This is a genomic window from Streptomyces sp. NPDC048496 (assembly GCF_043200055.1).
In the GTDB taxonomy this organism is placed as follows: Bacteria; Actinomycetota; Actinomycetes; order Streptomycetales; family Streptomycetaceae; genus Streptomyces.
Map to the genome: position 1 here is coordinate 1 of NZ_JBICXB010000071.1, position 21,273 is coordinate 21,273.

The window sequence follows — 21,273 nt, forward strand, 5'->3', positions numbered from 1 at the left end:
ACCCGGAAGCTAAGCCTTTCAGCGCCGATGGTACTGCAGGGGGGACCCTGTGGGAGAGTAGGACGCCGCCGAACAATTATTCCGGGAAAGCCCCGTGCCCTTGTGGCACGGGGCTTTTCTGCGTTCTGAGCGTCTAGGCTCGAACCATGCGCTACGAACTGGTCATCTTCGACAACGATGGTGTGCTCGTCGACAGTGAGCCGATCTCCAACACCATCCTCTCCGGCTACCTGACCGAGCTCGGTCACCCCACCTCGTACGAGGAATCGCTCCGTGACTACATGGGGTCCGCCGTGCACCGGGTGCACGACCTCGTCGAGGAAAGGACGGGGGAGAAGCTACCCGCGGACTTCGACGAGACGCTCCACTCCCGGATCTTCGCCGCGTTCCAGGAGGAGCTGGAGCCGGTCGAAGGAATCGACGACGTGCTGGGAAAGCTCGTCGCCGACGGCGTGCCGTACTGCGTCGCCTCCTCCGGGAGCCACGAACGGATCCGGGTCGGGCACCGCAAGACCGGGCTCGACCAGTGGTTCGAGGAGGAGTGGATCTTCAGCGCGGAGGACGTCGGGCACGGGAAACCGGCACCCGATCTGTTCCTCCTCGCAGCTGAGCGGATGGGCGTTCCGCCCGAGAGGTGTGTCGTCATCGAGGACAGCCCCCTCGGGGTGGAGGCGGCACGGGCCGCGGGGATGGATGTATACGGGTTCACGTCGATGATGCCCGCCGACCGGCTCGCCGGGGTGACCGGGCACTTCTCCGACATGGCCCAACTGCGGGAACTGCTCGCCTGATCCATCTACCCATGGGTAGGCCAGGGCCCTACGCTGCGGCCATGACGGATGCGCGGCTGCGGCACGGTAGGGCCTCCTTGGCGTTGAGCTTCTTCGTGCAAGGGGTCACCTTTGCCCTGCTCGTGACGCGTATTCCTGCCATTCAGGACCGGTACGGGATATCCGACGGGCTGCTGCCCGTGTTCCTTGCCGCCGTACCGATCCTGGCCGGTGTGGGCAGTGTGGTCACCGAGAAGGTGGTCGCGCGGGTACGGCCCCGGGTCCTACTGAGGTGGGCGCAGCCCGTTGTGCTGCTGGCGCTGCTCGGTGTCGGGGCCGGCAGCGAGCTGTGGCAGGCGGCCGTCGCGCTCGGGGTGTTCGGACTGGCCGTCGGGGCGCTCGACGCCTCCATGAACATGATGGGGGTCAGCCTTCAGCGGGCGTACGGGCGCAGCATCATGCTCGGGTTCCACGCCGTGTACAGCCTGGGCGGGATCGCTGGGGCGTCAATGGCGTGGGCCGGGGCGCACTGGGATCTCACGCTGCTGGTGTCGTACCTTCCCGCGGTCGTCCTGCTGCTTCCTGCCGCGTTCATCGGGAGCCGGTGGTACGTCGAGGGGAAGGCCGAGGGCGACAGGCAGGGGGCAGGGCGACAGGGCGGATCGGTCACGTTCAAGCTGCTGATGCCGCTCTGTCTGGTGATGAGCTTCGCGTACATCGGGGACTCTACGGTCTCCAACTGGAGTGCGAAGTATCTGCAGGACGTGCTGGGGAGTTCCGAGCAGCTGTCGACCGTTCCGTACAACGTCTACATGGTGACGACGCTGCTGGGGCGGGCCGTGGGGGACTTCGGTGTGCGGCGGTTCGGGGCTGTGGCTGTCGTGCGGTTCGGGAGTGTGCTGGCCGCGGCCGGGTTCGCGGTGGTGGCGGTGGCTTCCGGGGCGTGGATCGGGATGCTCGGGTTCACCATGCTGGGGCTCGGGCTCTGTGTGATCGTTCCGCAGACGTTCGCGGCCGCCGGGCGGATGTTCCCGGGGGCGAGCGACACAGCGATCGCCCGGCTGAATGTCTTCAACTATGTGGGGTTCCTGGTGGGGTCGCCTCTGGTGGGTGCGCTCGGGGACGCCTGGAGCTACCGGGGCGCGATGCTCGTCCCGATGGTGCTGGTGCTCGCGACGCTCGTGTACGCCAAGTCGTTCGGTTCGGAGCCTGCCCGATACGGTGGCGGGCATGAGCGGCCGCGCACAGTTGATGTGGGATGACGCAGTAACGGGATACGACTTCGGGGGCAGTCATCCGATGGACCCCGTCAGGCTCGCCCTGACGATGGGGCTGGTGCGGGCGTTCGGTCTCGACAACGCGGTGGATATGGTGGCCGCCAAGCCGGCCGGGGAATCCACGCTGCGGCTCGTGCACCGTGAGGACTACGTGGCGGCCGTGCGCGCGGCCTCCGCGGATCCCAGGGCGGCCGATCAGAACTACGGGCTCGGGACGATGGACGATCCGGCGTTCGTGGGGATGCACGAGGTGTCGGCGCTGATCGCCGGGCAGTCGGTGGCCGCCGCCGAGGCGGTGTGGCGCGGGGACACCGCGCATGCGGTGAACTTCGCGGGCGGGCTGCACCATGCGATGCCGGGCGGTGCAGCGGGGTTCTGCATCTACAACGACGCGGCGCTCGCCATTGCCCGGCTGCTGGAGCTGGGTGCGGAGCGGGTCGCGTACATCGACGTGGACGTCCACCACGGTGACGGGGTGCAGGCCGCGTTCTGGGAGGACCCGCGGGTTCTGACCGTGTCGCTGCACGAACATCCACGGACGCTCTTCCCGCAGACCGGCTGGCCGGAGGAGACCGGTTCCGGCGCGGGGGAGGGGGCCGCGGTGAATGTGGCACTGCCCGCCGGTACGGGGGACGCGGGGTGGCTGCGGGCCTTCCACGCGGTGGTGCCGGAGCTGATCGCGGACTTCCGGCCGCAGGTGCTGGTGACCCAGCACGGGGCCGATACGCACTTCGAGGATCCGCTCGCGCATCTGGCGGTGTCGCTGGACGCGCAGCGGGCGGTCATGGAGTCGTGCCATGAGCTCGCCCACGCGCATACGGAGGGCGGGCGGTGGGTGGCGCTCGGCGGGGGCGGGTATGCGGTCGTCGATGTGGTGCCGAGGTCCTGGACGCATCTGGTGGGGATCGCCGCGCATGCGCCGGTGGACCCCCAGGCGGTGATTCCTGCCTCGTGGCGGGACGAGGTCTATGCCCGGACCCGGCAGCTGGGGCCGGGGCGGATGACCGACGGGCGTACGCCTTCGTGGCAGCCGTGGGAGGCGGGGTACGACCCGGCGGACCGGCTGGATCAGGCGGTGCGGGCGACCAGGCGGGCGGCGTTCCCGTTGCGGGGGCTGCTGGCCTGAGAGCCTGTCGGGTGACCTTCGATCGGAGAGCGGACGCGGCGTGGTGCGTGCGATTCCAAGGCGCCGGGATGGCCTCGTAGCGGAGCTACTAGGGCATTTCGGCAACGCCGGAAGCGTGCGTGCCACGCCGCGTCCGCCCGATCAGAGGTCGCCCGACAGGCTCTGAGGCGGGCGGGAGCGGTCCGGTTCGGCGGTTTCCGTGCGGCGGTGGGGGCGGGGTTACGCCAACTGTGGGGCCCGACCTCTCTTTTGGCCCTCCGTCCGGGTGATTGAGGCAGCATCGGCAGGGTGTTGAGCACCGGAGCGCTGCGCGCGCATCTGCTGGCGGCCCGGCTGGCCGGGCCCGTGGCCACCTCGCGGGAGGTGAGTCTGCGGAGCTATCGGCTGTTCGCGGCCAGGGATCCGCGGGTGATGCTCGGGCTCGACCCCGCATGGGGGTGGGAGGAGCCCGATCTGCTTCGGCTGATGGCCGACAAGTGTGGGGTTTCGAACGATCCCGCTCACGTTGCGGGTCCTGATGTGATCGATCCGGAGCGGACGTTGGCCGGTCTGGATGCGTTTGCCCAGCGGTTGTCGAGCGCGGCGGTCCGGCGGGCGCCGGTGCTGTTCGGGACCGGTCATCCGCACCGGCTGCTCGGGTTCTACGTCGCTCTGGCAGACGCCATGTCGGCGGCGGGGTGCACCGTACTCACCCCCGCGCAGGGCAGATGTATCGACATAACGACCCGGTTCGGCGTACGCACGTACAAGCTCGACTACGTACGGGGAGTCGCCATGGTGCGCGAACCGGGCGTGTGGCCCCACGGTGGTGAGCCGGGCGCACATACCCACTCGCCGCTGCCGGTCCGCGTCGCGCTGGAGGCGGCGGTGGTGGTCCACGGGCGGCTTCCGGAGCTGGTCGTCGGGGACCACGGCTGGGTCTGCGGCGCAGGTCAGTTGGGCATTGAGGCAATCGGTCTGGCGGATACGGACGATCCCGCGCTGTTCGTCGGGGAGGCCGAGGGGCGGGTCTCGGTCGCCGTTCCGCTCGACGACGCCGTGCCGTCCGCTTACTACCGGCCGCTTACTCGCTATGTGCTCAATCGGGCGTGTCTGTCACATTAGGCGGCCGATGGTCCCTCCTCTTCCCCACTCGCATCACCCGCCCCTAATCTGGGGAGTGAGCGCACAACGACGAAGAGTCACCGGAGGGGAAGCCGGTGCGCGTCTCGTGCGGAAGGTACAGGTGGGTCATGGCTGGTGCTGGCAGCGAGAGGCCTCTCAACGAGGTCAAGTTCCTGACCGTGGCGGAAGTCGCCTCGGTCATGCGCGTGTCGAAGATGACCGTGTACCGCTTGGTGCACAGTGGTCATCTGCCGGCGATCCGGGTGGGCAGGTCCTTCCGGGTCCCGGAGCAAGCGGTTCACGAGTATCTCCGCGAGTCCTTTGTGGGGGTGGAGTCCGCCTGACGGTCACCTCGGATTACGTCCCTCACCCGGTGGCGGGTAGGCTAGGCCGACGTAGGTCGTGTGGGCCCAGACGCCCCGCACCAGTGAAGAGAAGTGAGCGAGGGTAGTCGTGGGCTCTGTTATCAAGAAGCGGCGCAAGCGGATGGCCAAGAAGAAGCACCGCAAGCTGCTCAAGCGCACGCGCGTTCAGCGTCGCAACAAGAAGTAAGCGAACGCAGTTCGTGAATCCGCAGCCCTCCCGCCGATACGGCGGGAGGGCTGCGGTGCGTTTGCGGGAGGGGCTTCTGCGGGCGCGGGTGGCCCGTGTGACGCACATTTGGGCCAAAGACTCGGCGGAAGGCCGCCGCGCAGTCATCCCAGGGCAACATCCACCCGCTACGGTGACGGCCAGGGGAAACCTCTTCGACGGAAGGCGCTGATCTTGGGGAAGGTCGTGCTCGTCACGGGAGCGGCCCGGCAACTGGGCAGCCGATTCGTGCGGCGCATCCAGCGTGATCCGGACGTGGACCGGGTGATCGCCGTCGACGCGGTCGCGCCGGCAAACCAGTTGGGTGACGCCGACTTCGTACGTGTGGACATCCGCCGGCCCGCGATCGCCAGAGTCCTGGCCGCGCACGCCGTCGACACGGTCGTGCATCTGGACGTCAGCGGCAAGACGCTCGGCGCGGGCGGCCGGACCACCGTCAAGGAGACCAACGTCATCGGCACCATGCAGTTGCTCGGTGTCTGCCAGAAGTCGCCGACGGTCCGGCGGCTGGTGATCAAGTCCAGTACGAGTGTGTACGGCTCCGCGCCGCGCGATCCGGCGGTCTTCACCGAGACCACCCCGCCCAAGTCCCTGCCGAGCGGGGGCTTCGCGAAGGACGCGGTGGAGGTCGAGGGATACGTACGGGGCTTCGCGCGCCGCCGGCCCGACGTGGCCGTGTGCGTGCTGCGGTTCGCGAACATCCTGGGGCCGGACGCGGACTCGCCGCTCGCCGACTACCTGGCACTGCCCGTGCTGCCGACGGTGTTCGGGTACGACCCACGGCTCCAGTTCGTGCACGAGGACGATGTCATCGACGTGCTGAGGATCGCCTCGCACGAGCCGCGGCGCGGGACGCTGAACAGTGGCACGTTCAATATCGCCGGCGACGGGGTGCTGTTGCTCTCGCAGTGCGCGCGGCGGCTCGGGCGGCCGACGATGCCGGTGCCCCTGCCCGCCGTCACCTGGGTGGGCCAGGCGCTCCGTACGGTCGGCATGACGGACTTCTCGCCGGAGCAGATCCGGCTGCTCACGCATGGCAGGGTGGTCTCCACCGTTCAGATGCGCGAGACGCTGGGCTTCCACCCGGGATTCACCACGGCGGAGACGTTCGCCGCGTTCGCGCGTGGCCTGGGTCCCGGACTGCTGCCGCCCGAGACGGTGGGCAGGGCCGTCGACCGGCTGGCGGCGCTGCCGTTCGCCGGTGGGACCGGCGAGGTTCCGGTGATCACCGGGGCAGGCGACACACAACCGACCCCCGGCGCCAGGTAGAGGAGCGCACCGACGATGGCGGATGCCAAGGTCATTCCGTTCGATGACGACCGTTCACGGTCGGGTGGCGCGCAGCGGTCCGCCCGCCGGCGGGCAGCGGCGGGGCCCGCGGTGGGCACCGCAGCCCTCAGCGCCCTGCCGGGGCAGCAGGACGCCGTGCAGGCCCAGGAGGCGGTGCAGGGGGGGGAGGGTGCGCAGGCTCAGGAGGGGGCTCGGCGCGGCAGCTGGGACCGGCGGATCGCGGGTGGGCTCGCGTTTCTGCGGCGGCGGGTCACCGGCGAGTACGAGGTCGACGAGTTCGGGTACGACAAGGAGCTCACCGATCAGGTTCTGATGTCGGTGCTGAGACCGATGTACGAGAAGTACTTCCGGGTCGAGGTGAAGGGCATCGAGAACATCCCGTCGGACGGCGGGGCACTGATCGTGGCCAACCACTCGGGGACCATGCCGCTGGACGGGCTGATGCTTCAGGTCGCCGTGCACGACACCCACCCGGCCGACCGGCATCTACGGCTGCTCGCCGCGGACCTGGTGTTCATGATGCCGGTGGTGAACGAACTGGCCAGGAAGGCCGGGCACACGCTGGCCTGCGCGGAGGACGCGGAGCGGCTGCTGAGGCAGGGCGAGGTCGTCGGGGTGATGCCGGAGGGCTTCAAGGGCATCGGCAAGCCGTTCGGCGATCGGTACAAGCTGCAGCGGTTCGGGCGGGGCGGCTTCGTGTCGACGGCACTGCGGGCCGGGGTGCCGATCGTGCCGTGCTCGATCGTGGGGGCGGAGGAGATCTACCCGATGATCGGCAACGCGAAGACGCTGGCGCGGGTGCTGGGGATTCCTTACTTCCCGATCACACCCACGTTTCCCTGGCTGGGACCGTTGGGCGCGGTTCCGCTGCCGACGAAGTGGACGATTCAGTTCGGGGAGCCGATTTCTACGGACGGGTATCCGGTGGAGGCGGCGGAGGATCCGATGCTGATGTTCAACTTGACGGATCAGGTGCGGGAGCAGATTCAGCACACGCTGTACAAGTTGTTGGTTGAGCGGCGGTCGGTTTTCTTCTGACGGTGCGTGCGGGTGTGTGCCCGGGGCGTCCGGCAGCCGGTTTGTCCTCAATCGCCGGACGGGCTTGATGTACCGGCGATTGAGGACGGTTGGGGCCAGGAGCGTCCCCCTAGTCGTCTGCGCTCTCGTTGTTGATTCCCAGGCCTGGGAGCAGCCCGGGGAGCAGCGGGGGCAGTGTGACGTCCGGGGTGGGTGAGGTGGATCCCCTGCCTGTGGTGGACGGGGTGGCACCCGGTGACGGGGGGTCCAGGAGGTCGTCCGTGCCGCCCGGGATCAGGCCGTCGGCCGGGGTGGAGGCCGAACCGGACGGGTCCGGGGTGCCGGTGTTGCCCCGTCGGCCCTGTGAGGCATCGGGGGACGAGGGCGCCGGGCTGTCCGTGAGGGACGGGTCGTCGGACTGCTGCGACGACCCGGACTGTTGCGAGTCGGTGTTCCGGTCCGGGGTGCGGGGCAGCAGAGACTGCAGCGGTGCGACCTCTTCGTCTATGGCCTCGAAGACCGAGCTGACCTCGTCCCCGACGTCCGTCAGCTGGACCGGCAGCCGGTCGCGCAGGCTGCTCCAGCTCCCGCGGTGGTTGCGGGAGAAGGAGTCCAGGGTCTGGATCGGGCCGATCGTTCCGTCGCGCTGGTACGCGGCGTGGAGCAGGCGGTGGCCCTCGGTGGCGTCGTGCGTCATGCCGTTCAGCGTGCGCCTGATCTCGCCCAGTGATTCGTGGTCCAGATCGCCCGCGCGGTCGCGTTCCATGAGCCTGCGGGCCTCGCTCAGCCGCGTCGATGCCTGGTCGAGGTAGACCTCGCCGCGGTCGGTATCGCCGTTGGCCATACCGAGGTGGATGTCCTCCATGCCGCGCTTCAGCCCGTACAGCGAATCACCCGGAAGGGCGTCGGAACTGGCAGCGGCTACTCCGCCGAAGGCTCCCGCGGCGACGCCGACGGTGAGCCCGCCGGCGGCGAGACCCTTCGTCCAGCGGGAGCGGGGGCGCAATTTTTGGAGCGGTGAGGCCCGATGGGCCCCCTTGCTCCGTTGTTCGGGCACCGTAGGGCCCGTGGATGCGCCGCCCTCGGCAAACATGGCCTCCATGGCGGCCACGAGCTGCGCTCGCTGCACCACTTTGACCTCGCGATCCAACTCCGGTCTCGGTAGCTCACCGAGGCCGTTCGCCAGGGCCAACAGCGTTCCGTGGTCGGCCGGTTCGGCCGGTTCCTCGGGCTGTACGGCCGCCGCACTCTGGAGTTCCTGCTCCTCCAGGGCCTGGGCGAAGGCGTTCGCCCGCCGGTGTGCCGAAACGTTTGCGATCACTGGCGGCACCTCCTCTCGTCATGACGGTCGACTCCCCTGGGGGTCCGGAAGGTTGCACACCTTGAGCGCTTCCACACGAATGAGTGAGTGTAGGCGGACATGGAGTGACGGCAGGGGGCCTGCAACCGGCACAACGAGCGGCGCGGCACTTGGGTTACGCACGAAAGATGATCGGACCGGTGCGTGATCGGGGAGCCGCCGAGGGTGTTCTCAGCGGGCATCGTCCGGCAGCAGTCGGGCGAGGGTGCGGACCGCGCGGTACTGCAAGGTCTTGATCGCGCCCTCGTTCTTGCCCATCACGCGGGCCGTCTCGGCGACCGAGAGGCCCTGCAGGAAGCGCAGCGTCACGCATTCCTGCTGCTGGGGGTTGAGTCGGCGCACGGCTTGCAGCAGTGCGGCGTTGGAGAGGGACTCCAGGACGGAGTCCTCGGGGCTGCGCTCGACCTCGTTGGCGTCGAGCATTTCGCCGGTGGTCACTTCCAGCCGGAACCGGCTGGACTTGAAGTGGTCGGCGACCAGGTTGCGGGCGATCGTGACCAGCCAGGCGCCGAAGTCGCGGCCCTGCCAGGTGAAGGTCGAGATGCGACGCAGGGCGCGCAGGAAGGTCTCACTGGTGAGATCCTCCGCCGTCGCCTTGCCGCCCACCCGGTAGTAGATGTACCGGTAGACGGTGTCGCTGTACTGGTCGTACAGACGGCCGAAGGCGTCAGCCTCACCGGCCTGTGCGCGCTCGACGAGATCCATCATGCGCGCGCTGTCGCTGTCGGCGGTCGGCCGACGAACGGTGGACGTGGTCGTTGCGCCGCGGTTGCTGCGTCTTCCGACCGCCGCACCGCGTTCGGCCAGGGCGTAGCAAGGGCCGACAGGTGCAGGGGTGGCAAAGGCGGGTACGGCGTACGCGGTGGGGACGAAGCCGCGCAAGCGGTCGCCGACCGTTGCGCGCAGCGTAGCCAGGCCCGAGGCGTCAACCCCGACGTGTGGGTACACGGGACTCCCAGAGGCAGAGCTTCCATCACGTGCAGTGCGAAACCGTCACTCGTCGTAGTGAGTGGGCGTTCCGGAATGCGTCTGAGGAGAATAACGCTTCGTACAGGCAGCGCTACACCCAGTTGCTCAAATCACCGATTCCGTCGCTTCTGTAGCGACTATGAGGCGCATCAAGTAGCACATCGTGACCAGTTACTGATCGGAATACTTCGCGATCTGGCTGCGGCCGCGACGGGTTGTGGTCGGGTACGCGCAATCCGACTGGCGGGAGCGGTCGGTGGGTAAGGGGTCCCGATTGGCGGCGCGGCCGGGCGTGGCCCGGCCCCCGAGGCGGGGGCCGGGCCACGTGGTCGGTGTGTCGGTGCGCGCGCGGGTCAGCGGCGGCGGCGGTGCAGGGCGACCGCGGCCGCGGTGCCGCCCGCGAGTGCGCCGACGCCGGCGGCGGCCGGGATGCCGACCTTGGCCGCCTTGCGGCCCGTGCGGTAGTCGCGCAGCCGCCAGTCCAGGGCCCGGGCGTGCTTGCGGAGCTTGGTGTCCGGATTGATCGCGTACGGGTGTCCGACCAGGGACAGCATCGGGATGTCGTTGTGCGAGTCGCTGTACGCCGCGCAACGCGCCAGGTCGAGGCCCTCGGCGGCGGCCAGGGCGCGGACCGCCTCGGCCTTCGCGGGCCCGTGCAGCGGTTCGCCGACCAGGCGGCCGGTGTAGACGCCGTCGACGGACTCGGCGACCGTGCCGAGCGCGCCGGTCAGGCCGAGGCGGCGGGCGATGATCGTGGCCGTCTCCACCGGGGCGGCGGTGACCAGCCAGACCTTCTGCCCGGCGTCGAGGTGGGCCTGGGCGAGGGCGCGGGTGCCGGGCCAGATGCGGTCGGCCATGTACTCGTCGTAGATCTCCTCGCCGATGGACATGAGCTCGGAGACGCGGTGGCCCTTGACGATGGACAGAGCGCTGTCGCGGGCGTCCTGCATGTGTTCCGGGTCCTCGACGCCGGCCAGCCTGAACCAGGCCTGCTGCCAGGCGAACCGGGTCAGCTCGCGGCGCTGGAAGAACTTGCGTTTGTACAGGCCGCGGCCGAAGTGGAAGATCGCCGCGCCCTGCATGACGGTGTTGTCCAGGTCGAAGAAGGCGGCGGCCCGTTCGTCGCCGACGACCGGGAAGGCCGGTTCCGGCTCCTCGGTCGTGGCGGGGGCCGTGCCGGTGGATCGTCCGGCGGGGAGTGACGACTTCCGCGCTGCCTCGGCTGCTGCCTCGCCTGCCAGCACGCTCAGTGCTGTCGCGGAACGCCTACGGGGTGTGAGCCATCCAAGAGCGGCCATGTCGTGAGCATAGCCAGTCCGTTCGGCCTTTCCCGACGTGCCGGGATGCGGTGGCGTGAACTCTCGGGGACCGAATTGCCGATCGGGCGATTCGGGACGTAACGGATCAGCGCCCGATGGGCTCCGGAAACGGCGGGCGGGCGGCGCAGAATAAAGGCATGAGTGCCTTGCTGCGTCGTACGAAGAAGAAGCCCGCCGACCGTGTCGTGACCCTGGTCGGGAAGCCCGGTTGTCACCTCTGTGACGACGCGCGGCTGGTGGTGGGGGAGGTCTGCGAGGAGACCGGCGCGTCCTGGGAGGAGAAGGACATCACCCAGGACGAGGAGCTGCACCGGGAGTACTGGGAGCAGATTCCGGTCGTCCTCATTGATGACGAACAGCACACGTTCTGGCGGGTGGACCCGGCGAGGCTGCGCAGGGCGCTGCTTTCCTGAGCGAAACCCGGTTACCATCATGGGCGTTTTGAGTGATCTCGGGGGTGTAGTTGTGAGGAGTGTGTACCGCCTTGCCCCCTTCGGACCTGCAACGGGCTGATGCGATCCATGGTTCCGGGATCGCGCGACGGATGTGCGTGACCCCGGTCACTTTGACCGGACAAAACGGACACCATCTTTGTGCACACGTTCACAAAGACATAGCCTGCACTCGACGGGGCGGTCTTGGAACATACGGCCGCCTGCAGCCCCGCTCATCCCGCAGGAGCACCGTGGCAACTGGCCGAACTCACCGACCGGCGACCCGTAGCCGAGGAATTCCCGAGGCCACCGTCGCCCGGCTTCCGCTGTATCTCCGCGCACTGACCGCGCTCTCCGAGCGCTCGGTCCCCACGGTCTCGTCCGAGGAACTCGCCGCGGCGGCGGGGGTCAACTCCGCCAAGCTGCGCAAGGACTTCAGCTACCTCGGGTCGTACGGGACGCGCGGCGTCGGCTACGACGTCGAGTATCTCGTCTACCAGATCTCCCGCGAACTCGGGCTCACCCAGGACTGGCCGGTCGTCATCGTCGGTATCGGTAACCTCGGCGCCGCGCTCGCCAACTACGGCGGCTTCGCCTCCCGTGGCTTCCGGGTGGCCGCGCTGATCGACGCCGACCCTGCGATGGCCGGTACGCCCGTCGCCGGGATCCCCGTCCAGCACGCCGACGAGCTGGAGAAGATCGTCAGGGACAACGGCGTGTCGATCGGTGTCATCTCGACCCCTGCCGGTGCCGCACAGCAGGTCTGCGACCGGCTCGTCGCCGCGGGCGTGACCTCCATCCTGAACTTCGCGCCGACGGTGCTCTCCGTGCCCGACGGCGTCGACGTCCGCAAGGTCGACCTCTCGATCGAGCTCCAGATCCTTGCCTTCCACGAGCAGCGGAAGGCGGTCGATGAAGCCCCCGGCGGGAACAGTGTCGACCCGGCCGCGCCGCCCGTGCGTGCCGCCACGGACAGCAGCCGGAAGGGACCCGACGGGGACGTTCCCGCCGTGATGCCGGCATGAGTCTTCTTGTCGTCGGACTGAGCCACCGCAGCGCCCCGGTTTCCGTACTGGAGCGGGCCTCGCTGCCTGCCGGGACGCAGGCCAAGCTGCTGCAGGACGTCCTTGCTGCGGAGCCCGCGGCCGAGGCCGCCGTGCTGGCCACCTGCAACCGCATCGAGCTGTACGCCGACGTGGACAAGTTCCACGCCGGTGTCGCCGAGCTGTCCACGCTCCTCGCCCAGCACAGCGGGGTCGGGCTGGACGAGCTCACTCCGTATCTCTATGTGCACTACGAGGACCGGGCCGTCCACCACCTCTTCTCGGTGGCGTGCGGGCTGGACTCGATGGTCGTCGGCGAGGGCCAGATCCTCGGCCAGATCAAGGACGGGCTGGCGCTGGGGCAGGAGCTCCACACCGCCGGCCGGCTGCTGAACGACCTGTTCCAGCAGGCCCTGCGGGTCGGTAAGCGTGCCCACAGCGAGACCGGGATCGACCGGGCCGGGCAGTCGCTCGTCACCTTCGGTCTGCAGCAGCTCGCCGACGGCGCCGATGTCGCCGTCTGGGCGAAGGGCAAGCGCGCCCTGGTGATAGGCGCCGGTTCGATGTCCTCGCTGGCTGCCGCCACGCTGGCCCGTACCGGTGTCGCCGAGATCGTCGTCGCCAACCGGACCCGGGCCCGCGCCGACCGGCTCGTCGAGATCCTTCATCAGCCCGGCGGAACGGGAGTGACTGCCCGCGCCGTGGAGATGGCCGCGGTCTCCGACGAACTGACACGTGCCGATGTCGTTGTCTCCTGCACCGGTGCGACCGGTCTCGTGCTGACCGCCGAAGCCGTCGCCGGAGCGCTCGGGCTGCCCTTCGACGCGGCCGTCACCGCGCCCCCGGCGCCCGCCGCGCCCGCCGCCGACCTGGACCAGCACGCCGCGTGGGTGGAGAACGGCTCCGCCACCACGACCGCGCAGGTACAGGCCGTCCGCCGGGCCACCGTGCCCGCGCAGGACCGGTCCGCCGGACCGGTCAGGCTGGCCCTGCTCGACCTCGCGATGCCGCGCGACATCGACGGCGCCTCGACGCGCCTCGACGGTGTGCGCCTCGTCGACATCGAGTCGCTCGCCGAGGCATCCGCGGACGCCCCGATGGCCGCCGATGTGGACCAGGTGCGCACCATCGTCGCCGACGAGGTCGCCGCGTTCGGTGCCGCCCAGCGCGCCGCCCACATCACACCGACCGTCGTCGCCCTGCGCACGATGGCCGCCGATGTGGTGGCCGGCGAGATCGCACGGCTCGACGGACGCCTCCCCGACCTGGACGAGAAGCAGCGCGCCGAGATCACGCAGACCGTGCGCCGCGTCGTCGACAAGCTCCTGCACGCGCCCACCGTGCGGGTCAAGCAGCTCGCCAGTGAGCCCGGCGGCGCCGGGTACGCCGATGCGCTGCGGGAACTCTTCGACCTCGACCCGCAGACGGTCGCCGCCGTCTCCCGGGCAGACCTGAACGACCCGAATAGAGGGCGGTCATGACCGACAACTCATCCCAGCGCGCGCAGACCGACGCACCGCTCCGGCTGGGCACCCGGCGCAGCAAGCTCGCCATGGCGCAGTCCGGCCTCGTCGCCGACGCGGTCAGTGAGGTGACCGGGCGCGCCGTCGAGCTCGTCGAGATCACCACGTACGGAGACGTCTCCCGCGAGCACCTCGCGCAGATCGGCGGCACCGGTGTGTTCGTCGCGGCGCTGCGCGAGGCGCTGCTGCGCGGCGAGGTGGACTTCGCCGTGCACTCGCTGAAGGACCTGCCGACCGCACAGCCCGAGGGCCTCGTCCTCGCCGCCGTGCCGGTGCGCGAGGACCCGCGCGACGCTCTGGTGGCGAGGGACGGGCTGACCTTCGCGCAGCTGCCGTCCGGTGCCCGCATCGGCACCGGTTCGCCGCGCCGCATGGCGCAGCTCAACGCGTACGCCCGCAGCCACGGCCTCGACATCGAGACCGTGCCGATCCGCGGCAACGTCGATACGCGTATCGGATTTGTACGAAGCGGTGAACTGGACGCGGTGGTTCTCGCCGCGGCCGGGCTCAGCCGCCTCGGCCGGACCGGTGAGGTGACCGACTTCCTGTCGGTCGACACCGTTCTGCCCGCTCCCGGCCAGGGAGCACTGGCGATCGAATGCGCTGCAACCAGCGCGGACCTCGCCGCAGCACTCGCCGAGCTCGACGACCCGTACACCCGGGCCGCCGTGACCGCCGAGCGCGCCCTGCTCGCCGCCCTGGAGGCCGGCTGCTCCGCACCTGTGGGTGCGCTGGCCGACCTCCTGGTCGACGGACAGGTTGTCAACGAACTGCGCCTGCGCGGTGTCGTCGGTTCCACCGACGGCTCCTCGCTCGTACAGATGTCCACCACCGGTCCCGTTCCCACGTCGCCCGACGACGCGGCGGCCCTCGGTCGCGAGCTCGCGACCGAGATGCTTGCCAAGGGTGCGGCCGGTCTTATGGGGGAGCGAGCACTTTGAGCCCCACCGGCCCCGCCGTATCCGACTTTCCGGTCCTGTCCGCAGGGCACGTCACCTTCCTCGGCGCCGGTCCCGGCGATCCGGGACTGCTGACTCTGCGCGCTGTCGAGGCGCTCGCGAGCGCGGACGTCCTTGTCGCCGAGCCGGACGTTCTCGGCGTCGTCCGCGGCCATGCGAGGGCAGGCGTAAGCACGCCCGAGCTGGCGGTTGTTGACGTGACGTCAACAGCCGCCGGGGTGCCCGTTCTCAGGGACGCGGCCAATCTTGTCATGGAGGCCGCGAAGGGCGGCAGGCGGGTCGTCCGTGCCGTCTCGGGGGACCCGGGCCTGGACGGGAACGCAGGCGCGGAGATGCTCGCCTGTGCCTCAGCCGGCATTCCCTTCGAGGTCGTGCCGGGGGTCGCGAACGCCGTGGGCGTGCCCGCGTACGCCGGTGTGCCGCTGCGTGACACGCAGGGCGCCGACGTCCGGTTCGTCGATGCCCGGACCGCCTCGGACCGCTGCTGGACCGAGGTCGGCGCGAGCGATGCCACGGCGGTCGTCTCGACGACGCTGGACTCGGTCGCGGCCGCCGCGGGCGAGCTGGTCTCTGCGGGCCGCAAGCCCGACACCCCGCTGACCGTGACGGTCGCCGGCACGACGACGCGCCAGCGCACCTGGACGGCGACCCTCGGGACGATCGCCCAGGTCCTGAAGCAGGCGAAGGTGCTGCCGTCGCCGGACGGGCACCAGCCGGTCATAGCCGTGGTCGGTGAGTGCAGCTCCGCCGCCCAGCGCGACCAGCTCTCGTGGTTCGAGTCCAAGCCGCTCTTCGGCTGGAAGGTGCTCGTGCCGCGGACGAAGGAGCAGGCGGCGTCGCTCTCCGACCAGTTGCGTTCGTACGGCGCCGTGCCGTACGAGGTCCCGACGATCGCCGTCGAGCCGCCGCGTACGCCCCAGCAGATGGAGCGCGCGGTCAAGGGCCTCGTCACGGGCCGCTACGAGTGGATCGCCTTCACCAGCGTCAACGCGGTCAAGGCGGTCCGGGAGAAGTTCGAGGAGTACGGGCTCGACGCCCGTGCCTTCGCCGGGATCAAGGTTGCCGCGGTCGGCGAGCAGACCGCCGCCGCACTGATCGATTTCGGTGTGAAGCCGGACCTGGTGCCGTCCGGCGAGCAGTCCGCCGCCGGTCTGCTGGAGGACTGGCCGCCGTACGACCCGGTCTTCGACCCGATCGACCGCGTCTTCCTGCCGCGCGCCGACATCGCCACGGAGACGCTCGTCGCCGGCCTCATCGACCTGGGCTGGGAGGTCGACGACGTCACCGCGTACCGCACGGTCCGCGCCTCGCCGCCGCCGTCCGACACCCGTGAGGCGATCAAGGGCGGCGGGTTCGACGCGGTGCTCTTCACCTCGTCGTCGACCGTCCGGAACCTGGTCGGTATCGCAGGCAAGCCGCACAACGTGACCGTCATCGCGTGCATCGGCCCCGCCACGGCGAAGACCGCGGAGGAGCACGGCCTGCGGGTCGACGTGCTCTCCCCGGAGCCGTCGGTGCACAAGCTGGCCGAGGCGCTCGCCGAGTTCGGCGCGCAGCGCCGGGAGGCGGCGAAGGAGGCCGGTGACCCGGTGACGCGGCCGAGCGAGCGGCGTCCGGGTGCCCGCAGGCGCCGTACGACTACCTGACCGGTCGGGTCGGGAGTGTTGAGGGGTCCGGTTGCTTCGGCAGTCGGGCCCCTGCCCGTTCGACCTGCCTACTCACTGTGAGGCGACCGCTCTGGGCGCGGGGCCGCGCCAAGTCCTGCGGGAAAATCCGAGCGCGACCCGTCAGCGCCACCGGCGGGCGTTGAGCCGGGCGGCCTGGCGCGTCAGGTAATCGCGCTCGGCGAGGTTGGGTGCCTTCTGGGCCGCCTCGGCGTACAGCCGTGCCGCCGTCGCCAGGTCGCCGTCGCGCTCGTGGAGGTACGCCGCCACCGCGGCGTGGCGGGGCAGTGAGTCGTTCAGCGCCGCGAGCGCCGCCAGCCCGGCGCGAGGTCCGTCGGCCTCACCGACGGCCACTGCGCGGTTGAGCCGGACGACCGGGCTGTCGGTCAGGCGCGCGAGCTCGTCGTACCACTCGACGATCTGCACCCAGTCGGTCTCCTCGGCGGTGGGCGCGTCGGCGTGGAGTGACGCGATGGCGGCCTGGGCCTGGAACTCGCCCAGCCGGTCGCGGGCGAGGGCCGCCTGCAGGATCTCGACGCCCTCGGCGATCGACTCGGTGTCCCACCGGCCGCGGTCCTGCTCGGCGAGCGGCACCAGGCTGCCGTCGGGCGCGGTCCGGGTGGCGCGCCGGGCGTGGTGGAGCAGCATGAGGGCGAGCAGCCCCGCCACCTCGGGGTGGTCGATCGCGGCCGCGAGCTGCCGGGTGAGCCGGATGGACTCGGCGGCGAGGTCGACGTCGCCGGAATAGCCCTCGTTGAAGACCAAGTAGAGGACGCGCAGCACGGTGGCGACGTCGCCGGGCTGGTCGAACCGCACACCGGAGACGGTGCGCTTGGCACGGCTGATGCGCTGCGCCATGGTCGCCTCGGGCACCAGGTAGGCCTGGGCGATCTGGCGGGTGGTCAGCCCGCCGACGGCGCGCAGCGTGAGCGCGACCGCGGACGACGGCGTCAGCGACGGGTGGGCGCACAGGAAGTAGAGCTGGAGCGTGTCGTCCACCGCGGGCGCGGGCCCTGGCGCCGGCTCCTCGTCGACGAGATCCTCACACCGGCGGCGGGCGACGTCCGCCCGGGTCGCGTCGAGGAACCGGCGCCAGGCCACGGTGACCAGCCAGCCCTTCGGGTCCCGCGGTGGGTCGGTCGGCCAGACGCGGACCGCCTCGACCAGCGCGTCCTGCACGGCGTCCTCGGCCGCCGCGAAGTCGGCTCCGCGGCGGACGAGGATCCCGAGCACGCTCGGCGTGAGGCTCCGGAGCAGGGCCTCGTTCATCGATGAGGTCACTCCGTGATGGTGGGCGGGCAGGCCAGGAACGGGCGCACCTCGAGCCACTCGTGGATCGGCTTCCCGCCCGCCCCGGGGGCGGCCGACAGCTCCCCGGCCAGCTCGATGGCGCGCTCGTAGCTGTCGACGTCGATCACCATCCAGCCGGCGATGAGGTCCTTGGTCTCGGCGAACGGTCCGTCGGTGACCGGCGGGCGCCCCTCGCCGTCGTACCGGACAAACGTTCCCTCGGGGGCGAGCGCCTGACCGTCGACGAACTCGCCGGTCCCCTCGAGCCGGGCCGCGAAGTCGTTCATGTACTGCACGTGCGCCGAGATCTCCTCCGGCGTCCACTGGTCCATGCACACGTCATTGACCGGAGCCGGGGCGCCGCGGTAGTGCTTGAGCAGCAGGTACTTGGCCATCGTGTTTCTCCTCGGTGCTGATGCGACCCATTGTGGTCGCGTTCACTGCTGGGACGGAGCCCGTCACGGGTTCTCGACATCGCCGTCCTACGAAGAGCCGTTTTTCCGGCACGGGTGTCGGTAAGACGGTGATGTGTACGGGTCTATCGTCGAAGGATGACTGTGTACGGAAACTTCCCCGGCTCCCGCCCCCGGCGGCTGCGGACGACCCCCGCGATGCGACGGATGGTCGCCGAGACACGGCTCGACCCGGCGAACCTGATCCTGCCCGCGTTCGTACGCGAAGGCATCACGGCGCCCGTCGCCATCTCGGCCATGCCCGGTGTCCAGCAGCACACCCTGGACACCCTCCGGAAAGCCGCGGTCGACGCGGTCTCGGCCGGGGTCTCCGGCATTATGCTCTTCGGTGTCCCCGCGGACGAGAAGAAGGACGCCCGGGGGACGGCGGGCACTGATCCGGACGGCATCCTTCAGGTCGGTCTGCGCGCGGTGCGCGAAGAGGTCGGTGACGACCTCGTCGTCATGTCGGACCTGTGCCTGGACGAGTACACGGACCACGGTCACTGCGGCGTCCTGACCGCCGACGGCCGCGTCGACAACGACGCGACGCTGGAGCGGTACGCCGAGATGGCCCAGGTCCAGGCGGATGCGGGCGCCCATGTGGTCGGCCCCAGCGGCATGATGGACGGCCAGGTCGGCGTCGTCCGTGACGCGCTCGACCAGACGGGCCACGAGGACGTCTCGATCCTCGCCTACACGGCAAAGTACTCGTCGGCGTTCTACGGGCCGTTCCGCGAGGCGGTCGGCTCCTCGCTCAAGGGCGACCGCAAGACGTACCAGCAGGACCCGGCGAACGCCCGCGAGTCCCTGCGCGAGTTGGCGCTCGACCTCGAAGAGGGCGCCGACATGGTCATGGTCAAGCCGGCCGGACCGTACCTGGACATCCTCGCGAAGGTCGCCGAATCGGTGGACGTGCCGGTCGCCGCGTACCAGATCAGCGGCGAGTACGCGATGATCGAGGCCGCCGCCGAGAAGGGCTGGATCGACCGCGACGCGGCGATCATGGAGAGCCTGACCGGGATCCGGCGCGCGGGTGCGCAGATGATCCTGACGTACTGGGCGACGGAGGTCGCGCAGCGGCTCTGAGCGCTGCGGCAGGCAGAACGGGTCACGGGAAAGCGGAGGACATGGCCGAGTCGCCGACGTGACCGCCCCTCGTCGCTCGGGGCTCGGGCTTTGGGTCCCGAGTCTCGGGCTTCGAGCGTCGAACCGGCTGGTTCACTCATTCGGGGGGGTACGGGGGAGGGCTGGGGCCGGGGCTTGAGCTTCGGGACTCGGGCGTCGGGATACGGGCTCCGAGATTCGAGCGCCTTCCTTGAATCGGTAGGGAAAGAAGGGGGTTTGGGAAATCCTCCCCCACCTCCCTGACCTGTCACGGCCAGCAAGTATGACTAATCGTGACAGCTTGCGGCGGAGTGTCGCGACTGCTTACGGTGCGAGAACTGAACGACCCCGACACGGTGTTAGAGCACCAGGCCGGGGTCTCACCCCAAGATCGACAGTGAGGCGATCTCGTGGCTACCCAGAACTTTAGTCCTGCCCTGTCCGCGCCCGCATCCTCGTCCCTGTACCCGATGGCCAAACCCGGCTATGGCAAGCGATCCGCGCCGGACCAACTTTCCCAGAGCGCCGACGACTTCGCGCTGCTGCCGACGCGTGAGCGGTACGTTGCCGGATTCATCGACCATCTCCCCGATGGTGCGGCGATGAATGTGAAGTGCCTTGCCAAGCAGTTGCCGCTCTACGGACAGCAGGCCGTCGGCTCGGCTCTGACCGCGCTGTCGGTGGCCGGATATCTACGGCGTGTACGGTGCCTGGTCGGCGAAGGCGACCAAGTCCGTTGGGTGTTCCGGACGTTCTGGTCGCGTACGGCACGGGACAACGAGTGGTGGGGTGCTTACCTCGCGGTCGAGAACCATCAGGTCGCGGCGGTCGCGGCGGTCGCGGCGGTCGCGGCAGAGAAACTCGCATCGAACCGGTGGGCTTCGGCCTCAGCGCAGGAGTCGCAGGTCATCGGCGACAACATGACGTAGACCAGGGCGATGAACGCGAGCGGGAGCGTCACGACCGTGGAGATCAGCGAGGCGATCCAGGTATGCGATGGGCGGGTGTTCGTTGCTGTCTCGGACATGCGACGAGTCAACTCGGCTTTCGGGGAAGCCACATGATCTGTCGTACTCAGTCCCACCAGAACGACCAGGTGTCCTGACTCAGCAGCGCCTTTTCGGCATACGCCTCCAGGGTGGTCAGCGAGGACTGGTCGATGTTGTCCGGGCAGAACGCGAAGTGTTCGGCGGCCAGGGCCCGCGCCTCCTCGATCGTCGTGGGCGGTCGGCCGACCGAGACGACCAGAGTGTCGAAGCCGAGCGTCACGATCCGTATGCCGAAGCGGTCTTCCCAGGAACGCAGCACCGCGCAGAGCCGCGCCACGTCGTTCTCATGGTTGAGCGGGCCCGTCCAGCCGATCGCCGCCGGTATGTCCGCGCTGCGGCGGGCGGGGACCAGAGCCACCCGCAGCCGGTTCAACGGCTCGCCCAGATCGGCGAACTGGTCGGCGATCGCGGCCGCGAGTTCGTCCGGGGCATCGGGCCCGGACACGGACGGGGTGGGCGTCATGCCCGGCCACTCGGTTTCCGTGTCGAGTTCGTCGGGTGCGTTCGCCTCCCAGAACTCGCTGAGCACGTCCTCGGCGTCGTGGTCGCCCGGGTACGTCATCCTGGCCGGGGAGAGATCCCAGGCCTCCGGCCACTGGTCGCGCATCCCGCCGTCCACCAGCACGGGCAGCAGCCCGACCGGCCGCCCCGCGGCGCGCATCGCGGCCCAGGCGCCGGGGGTCGCGGACTCATCGGCGTACCAGAGCAGCGGCTCGTGCCACGGGCCGTCGCTCGTCGCGTCGACCAGTGTGCCGGGCGGGAGTTGGAGCCCGGAGGTGGCCAGTGAGGGAAGCGGATTCGGAAGCGTCGCCATGACCGCGACTCTAGACGCGGCCACTGACATTGATACTCGTAGCCGGGTTCCGGTGGTCGTGGCTCCACCACTGACTGACGCCCTGCTGGGCTGTCCTCCGGTTGTTCTGTCCGGC

General features: G+C 69.8%; 20 protein-coding genes, 1 rRNA gene and 1 pseudogene. 16 read left to right on the plus strand and 6 right to left on the minus strand.

Going from position 1 to position 21,273, the window contains the following annotated elements; translation table 11 throughout:
* From rrf to ACGFSA_RS32410, 9 genes are all read left to right on the plus strand, one after another.
* Positions 1 to 74 (plus strand): 5S ribosomal RNA (gene rrf / locus ACGFSA_RS32370); the annotation flags it as partial.
* Positions 75 to 146: 72 nt separating this feature from the next.
* The gene (locus ACGFSA_RS32375; RefSeq protein ID WP_393309600.1) at positions 147 to 791 is read left to right on the plus strand and encodes an HAD family hydrolase; all 645 of its coding nucleotides are present in this window, start codon (positions 147 to 149) and stop codon (positions 789 to 791) included.
* A 41-nt stretch (positions 792 to 832) separates the two neighbouring features.
* Positions 833 to 2,032 (plus strand): MFS transporter, encoded by a 1,200-nt coding sequence (locus tag ACGFSA_RS32380; RefSeq protein WP_393309601.1) that lies wholly within the window; start codon positions 833 to 835, stop codon positions 2,030 to 2,032.
* On the plus strand, positions 2,001 to 3,173 hold the full coding sequence (locus ACGFSA_RS32385; protein ID WP_393309602.1) for an acetoin utilization protein AcuC: 1,173 nt from the start codon (positions 2,001 to 2,003) through the stop codon (positions 3,171 to 3,173). The genes ACGFSA_RS32380 and ACGFSA_RS32385 overlap by 32 nt, the downstream gene beginning before the upstream one ends.
* Before the next feature lie 288 nt (positions 3,174 to 3,461).
* A complete protein-coding gene (locus ACGFSA_RS32390; RefSeq protein ID WP_393309603.1) occupies positions 3,462 to 4,277 on the plus strand; it encodes a phosphatase in 816 nt (271 codons plus the stop codon).
* A 128-nt stretch (positions 4,278 to 4,405) separates the two neighbouring features.
* Positions 4,406 to 4,621, plus strand: a complete 216-nt coding sequence (locus ACGFSA_RS32395) for a helix-turn-helix domain-containing protein (RefSeq protein WP_266984444.1) — start codon at positions 4,406 to 4,408, stop codon at positions 4,619 to 4,621.
* Positions 4,622 to 4,730: 109 nt separating this feature from the next.
* Positions 4,731 to 4,829, plus strand: a complete 99-nt coding sequence (locus ACGFSA_RS32400) for a 30S ribosomal protein bS22 (protein ID WP_003948845.1) — start codon at positions 4,731 to 4,733, stop codon at positions 4,827 to 4,829.
* A gap of 213 nt (positions 4,830 to 5,042) precedes the next feature.
* Complete coding sequence (locus ACGFSA_RS32405) at positions 5,043 to 6,137, plus strand: NAD-dependent epimerase/dehydratase family protein (RefSeq protein WP_393309604.1); 1,095 nt, start codon at positions 5,043 to 5,045, stop codon at positions 6,135 to 6,137.
* 15 nt (positions 6,138 to 6,152) lie between these two features.
* Positions 6,153 to 7,196, plus strand: a complete 1,044-nt coding sequence (locus ACGFSA_RS32410) for a lysophospholipid acyltransferase family protein (RefSeq protein WP_393309605.1) — start codon at positions 6,153 to 6,155, stop codon at positions 7,194 to 7,196.
* A 109-nt stretch (positions 7,197 to 7,305) separates the two neighbouring features.
* Here the strand turns inward: ACGFSA_RS32410 and ACGFSA_RS32415 are convergent, their stop codons facing one another.
* From ACGFSA_RS32415 to ACGFSA_RS32425, 3 genes are all read right to left on the minus strand, one after another.
* On the minus strand, positions 7,306 to 8,496 hold the full coding sequence (locus ACGFSA_RS32415) for a DUF5667 domain-containing protein (RefSeq protein ID WP_393309606.1): 1,191 nt from the start codon (positions 8,494 to 8,496) through the stop codon (positions 7,306 to 7,308).
* A gap of 210 nt (positions 8,497 to 8,706) precedes the next feature.
* Complete coding sequence (locus ACGFSA_RS32420; protein ID WP_389211256.1) at positions 8,707 to 9,483, minus strand: ECF subfamily RNA polymerase sigma factor, BldN family; 777 nt, start codon at positions 9,481 to 9,483, stop codon at positions 8,707 to 8,709.
* Between the two features lie 374 nt (positions 9,484 to 9,857).
* On the minus strand, positions 9,858 to 10,802 hold the full coding sequence (locus ACGFSA_RS32425; RefSeq protein ID WP_393309607.1) for an HAD family hydrolase: 945 nt from the start codon (positions 10,800 to 10,802) through the stop codon (positions 9,858 to 9,860).
* Positions 10,803 to 10,960: 158 nt separating this feature from the next.
* Here ACGFSA_RS32425 and ACGFSA_RS32430 point away from each other — a divergent pair, with 158 nt between their 5' ends.
* The 5 genes from ACGFSA_RS32430 (at position 10,961) to ACGFSA_RS32450 (ending at position 16,428) form a co-directional block, all read left to right on the plus strand.
* Positions 10,961 to 11,236: a glutaredoxin family protein gene (locus ACGFSA_RS32430; RefSeq protein ID WP_393309608.1), complete on the plus strand. Its 276-nt coding sequence runs from the start codon at positions 10,961 to 10,963 to the stop codon at positions 11,234 to 11,236.
* A 272-nt stretch (positions 11,237 to 11,508) separates the two neighbouring features.
* Complete coding sequence (locus ACGFSA_RS32435; protein ID WP_393309609.1) at positions 11,509 to 12,282, plus strand: redox-sensing transcriptional repressor Rex; 774 nt, start codon at positions 11,509 to 11,511, stop codon at positions 12,280 to 12,282.
* Positions 12,279 to 13,781, plus strand: a complete 1,503-nt coding sequence (locus tag ACGFSA_RS32440; RefSeq protein ID WP_393309610.1) for a glutamyl-tRNA reductase — start codon at positions 12,279 to 12,281, stop codon at positions 13,779 to 13,781. Before ACGFSA_RS32435 ends, ACGFSA_RS32440 begins: the two co-directional genes overlap by 4 nt.
* The gene (hemC, locus tag ACGFSA_RS32445) at positions 13,778 to 14,764 is read left to right on the plus strand and encodes a hydroxymethylbilane synthase (RefSeq protein ID WP_393309611.1); all 987 of its coding nucleotides are present in this window, start codon (positions 13,778 to 13,780) and stop codon (positions 14,762 to 14,764) included. The genes ACGFSA_RS32440 and hemC overlap by 4 nt, the downstream gene beginning before the upstream one ends.
* Positions 14,761 to 16,428 carry a uroporphyrinogen-III synthase gene (locus ACGFSA_RS32450; protein WP_393309612.1) on the plus strand — a complete coding sequence of 556 codons (1,668 nt, stop codon included), beginning with the start codon at positions 14,761 to 14,763 and terminating at the stop codon, positions 16,426 to 16,428. Before hemC ends, ACGFSA_RS32450 begins: the two co-directional genes overlap by 4 nt.
* Positions 16,429 to 16,569: 141 nt before the next feature.
* Here the strand turns inward: ACGFSA_RS32450 and ACGFSA_RS32455 are convergent, their stop codons facing one another.
* Positions 16,570 to 17,715: an RNA polymerase sigma factor gene (locus ACGFSA_RS32455; protein WP_393309615.1), complete on the minus strand. Its 1,146-nt coding sequence runs from the start codon at positions 17,713 to 17,715 to the stop codon at positions 16,570 to 16,572.
* Positions 17,716 to 17,723: 8 nt separating this feature from the next.
* Positions 17,724 to 18,131, minus strand: a complete 408-nt coding sequence (locus ACGFSA_RS32460) for a YciI family protein (RefSeq protein ID WP_366689023.1) — start codon at positions 18,129 to 18,131, stop codon at positions 17,724 to 17,726.
* Between the two features lie 156 nt (positions 18,132 to 18,287).
* Between ACGFSA_RS32460 and hemB the strand changes: the two genes are divergently transcribed.
* Together hemB and ACGFSA_RS32470 are read left to right on the plus strand one after the other, a co-directional pair.
* A complete protein-coding gene (gene hemB, locus ACGFSA_RS32465) occupies positions 18,288 to 19,277 on the plus strand; it encodes a porphobilinogen synthase (RefSeq protein ID WP_393309613.1) in 990 nt (329 codons plus the stop codon).
* Between the two features lie 428 nt (positions 19,278 to 19,705).
* A pseudogene (locus ACGFSA_RS32470) lies at positions 19,706 to 20,137 on the plus strand (MarR family transcriptional regulator); the annotation flags it as partial.
* 232 nt (positions 20,138 to 20,369) lie between these two features.
* Here ACGFSA_RS32470 and ACGFSA_RS32475 read toward each other — a convergent pair.
* Entirely contained in the window at positions 20,370 to 21,158 is a 789-nt protein-coding gene (locus tag ACGFSA_RS32475; protein ID WP_393309614.1) for a DUF4253 domain-containing protein, read from the minus strand.
* Between the last annotated feature and the right edge of the window lie 115 nt (positions 21,159 to 21,273).

Bases quoted from the DNA above. Each gene is read 5' to 3' on its own strand.
- ACGFSA_RS32475 (WP_393309614.1), bottom strand. From the start codon at position 21,158: ATGGCGACGCTTCCGAATCCGCTTCCCTCACTGGCCACCTCCGGGCTC.
- hemB (WP_393309613.1), top strand. From the start codon at position 18,288: ATGACTGTGTACGGAAACTTCCCCGGCTCCCGCCCCCGGCGGCTGCGG.
- ACGFSA_RS32385 (WP_393309602.1), top strand. From the start codon at position 2,001: ATGAGCGGCCGCGCACAGTTGATGTGGGATGACGCAGTAACGGGATAC.
- ACGFSA_RS32410 (WP_393309605.1), top strand. From the start codon at position 6,153: ATGGCGGATGCCAAGGTCATTCCGTTCGATGACGACCGTTCACGGTCG.
- ACGFSA_RS32425 (WP_393309607.1), bottom strand. From the start codon at position 10,802: ATGGCCGCTCTTGGATGGCTCACACCCCGTAGGCGTTCCGCGACAGCA.
- ACGFSA_RS32440 (WP_393309610.1), top strand. From the start codon at position 12,279: ATGAGTCTTCTTGTCGTCGGACTGAGCCACCGCAGCGCCCCGGTTTCC.
- ACGFSA_RS32430 (WP_393309608.1), top strand. From the start codon at position 10,961: ATGAGTGCCTTGCTGCGTCGTACGAAGAAGAAGCCCGCCGACCGTGTC.
- ACGFSA_RS32380 (WP_393309601.1), top strand. From the start codon at position 833: ATGACGGATGCGCGGCTGCGGCACGGTAGGGCCTCCTTGGCGTTGAGC.
- ACGFSA_RS32460 (WP_366689023.1), bottom strand. From the start codon at position 18,131: ATGGCCAAGTACCTGCTGCTCAAGCACTACCGCGGCGCCCCGGCTCCG.
- ACGFSA_RS32395 (WP_266984444.1), top strand. From the start codon at position 4,406: ATGGCTGGTGCTGGCAGCGAGAGGCCTCTCAACGAGGTCAAGTTCCTG.
- ACGFSA_RS32375 (WP_393309600.1), top strand. From the start codon at position 147: ATGCGCTACGAACTGGTCATCTTCGACAACGATGGTGTGCTCGTCGAC.
- hemC (WP_393309611.1), top strand. From the start codon at position 13,778: ATGACCGACAACTCATCCCAGCGCGCGCAGACCGACGCACCGCTCCGG.
- ACGFSA_RS32455 (WP_393309615.1), bottom strand. From the start codon at position 17,715: ATGAACGAGGCCCTGCTCCGGAGCCTCACGCCGAGCGTGCTCGGGATC.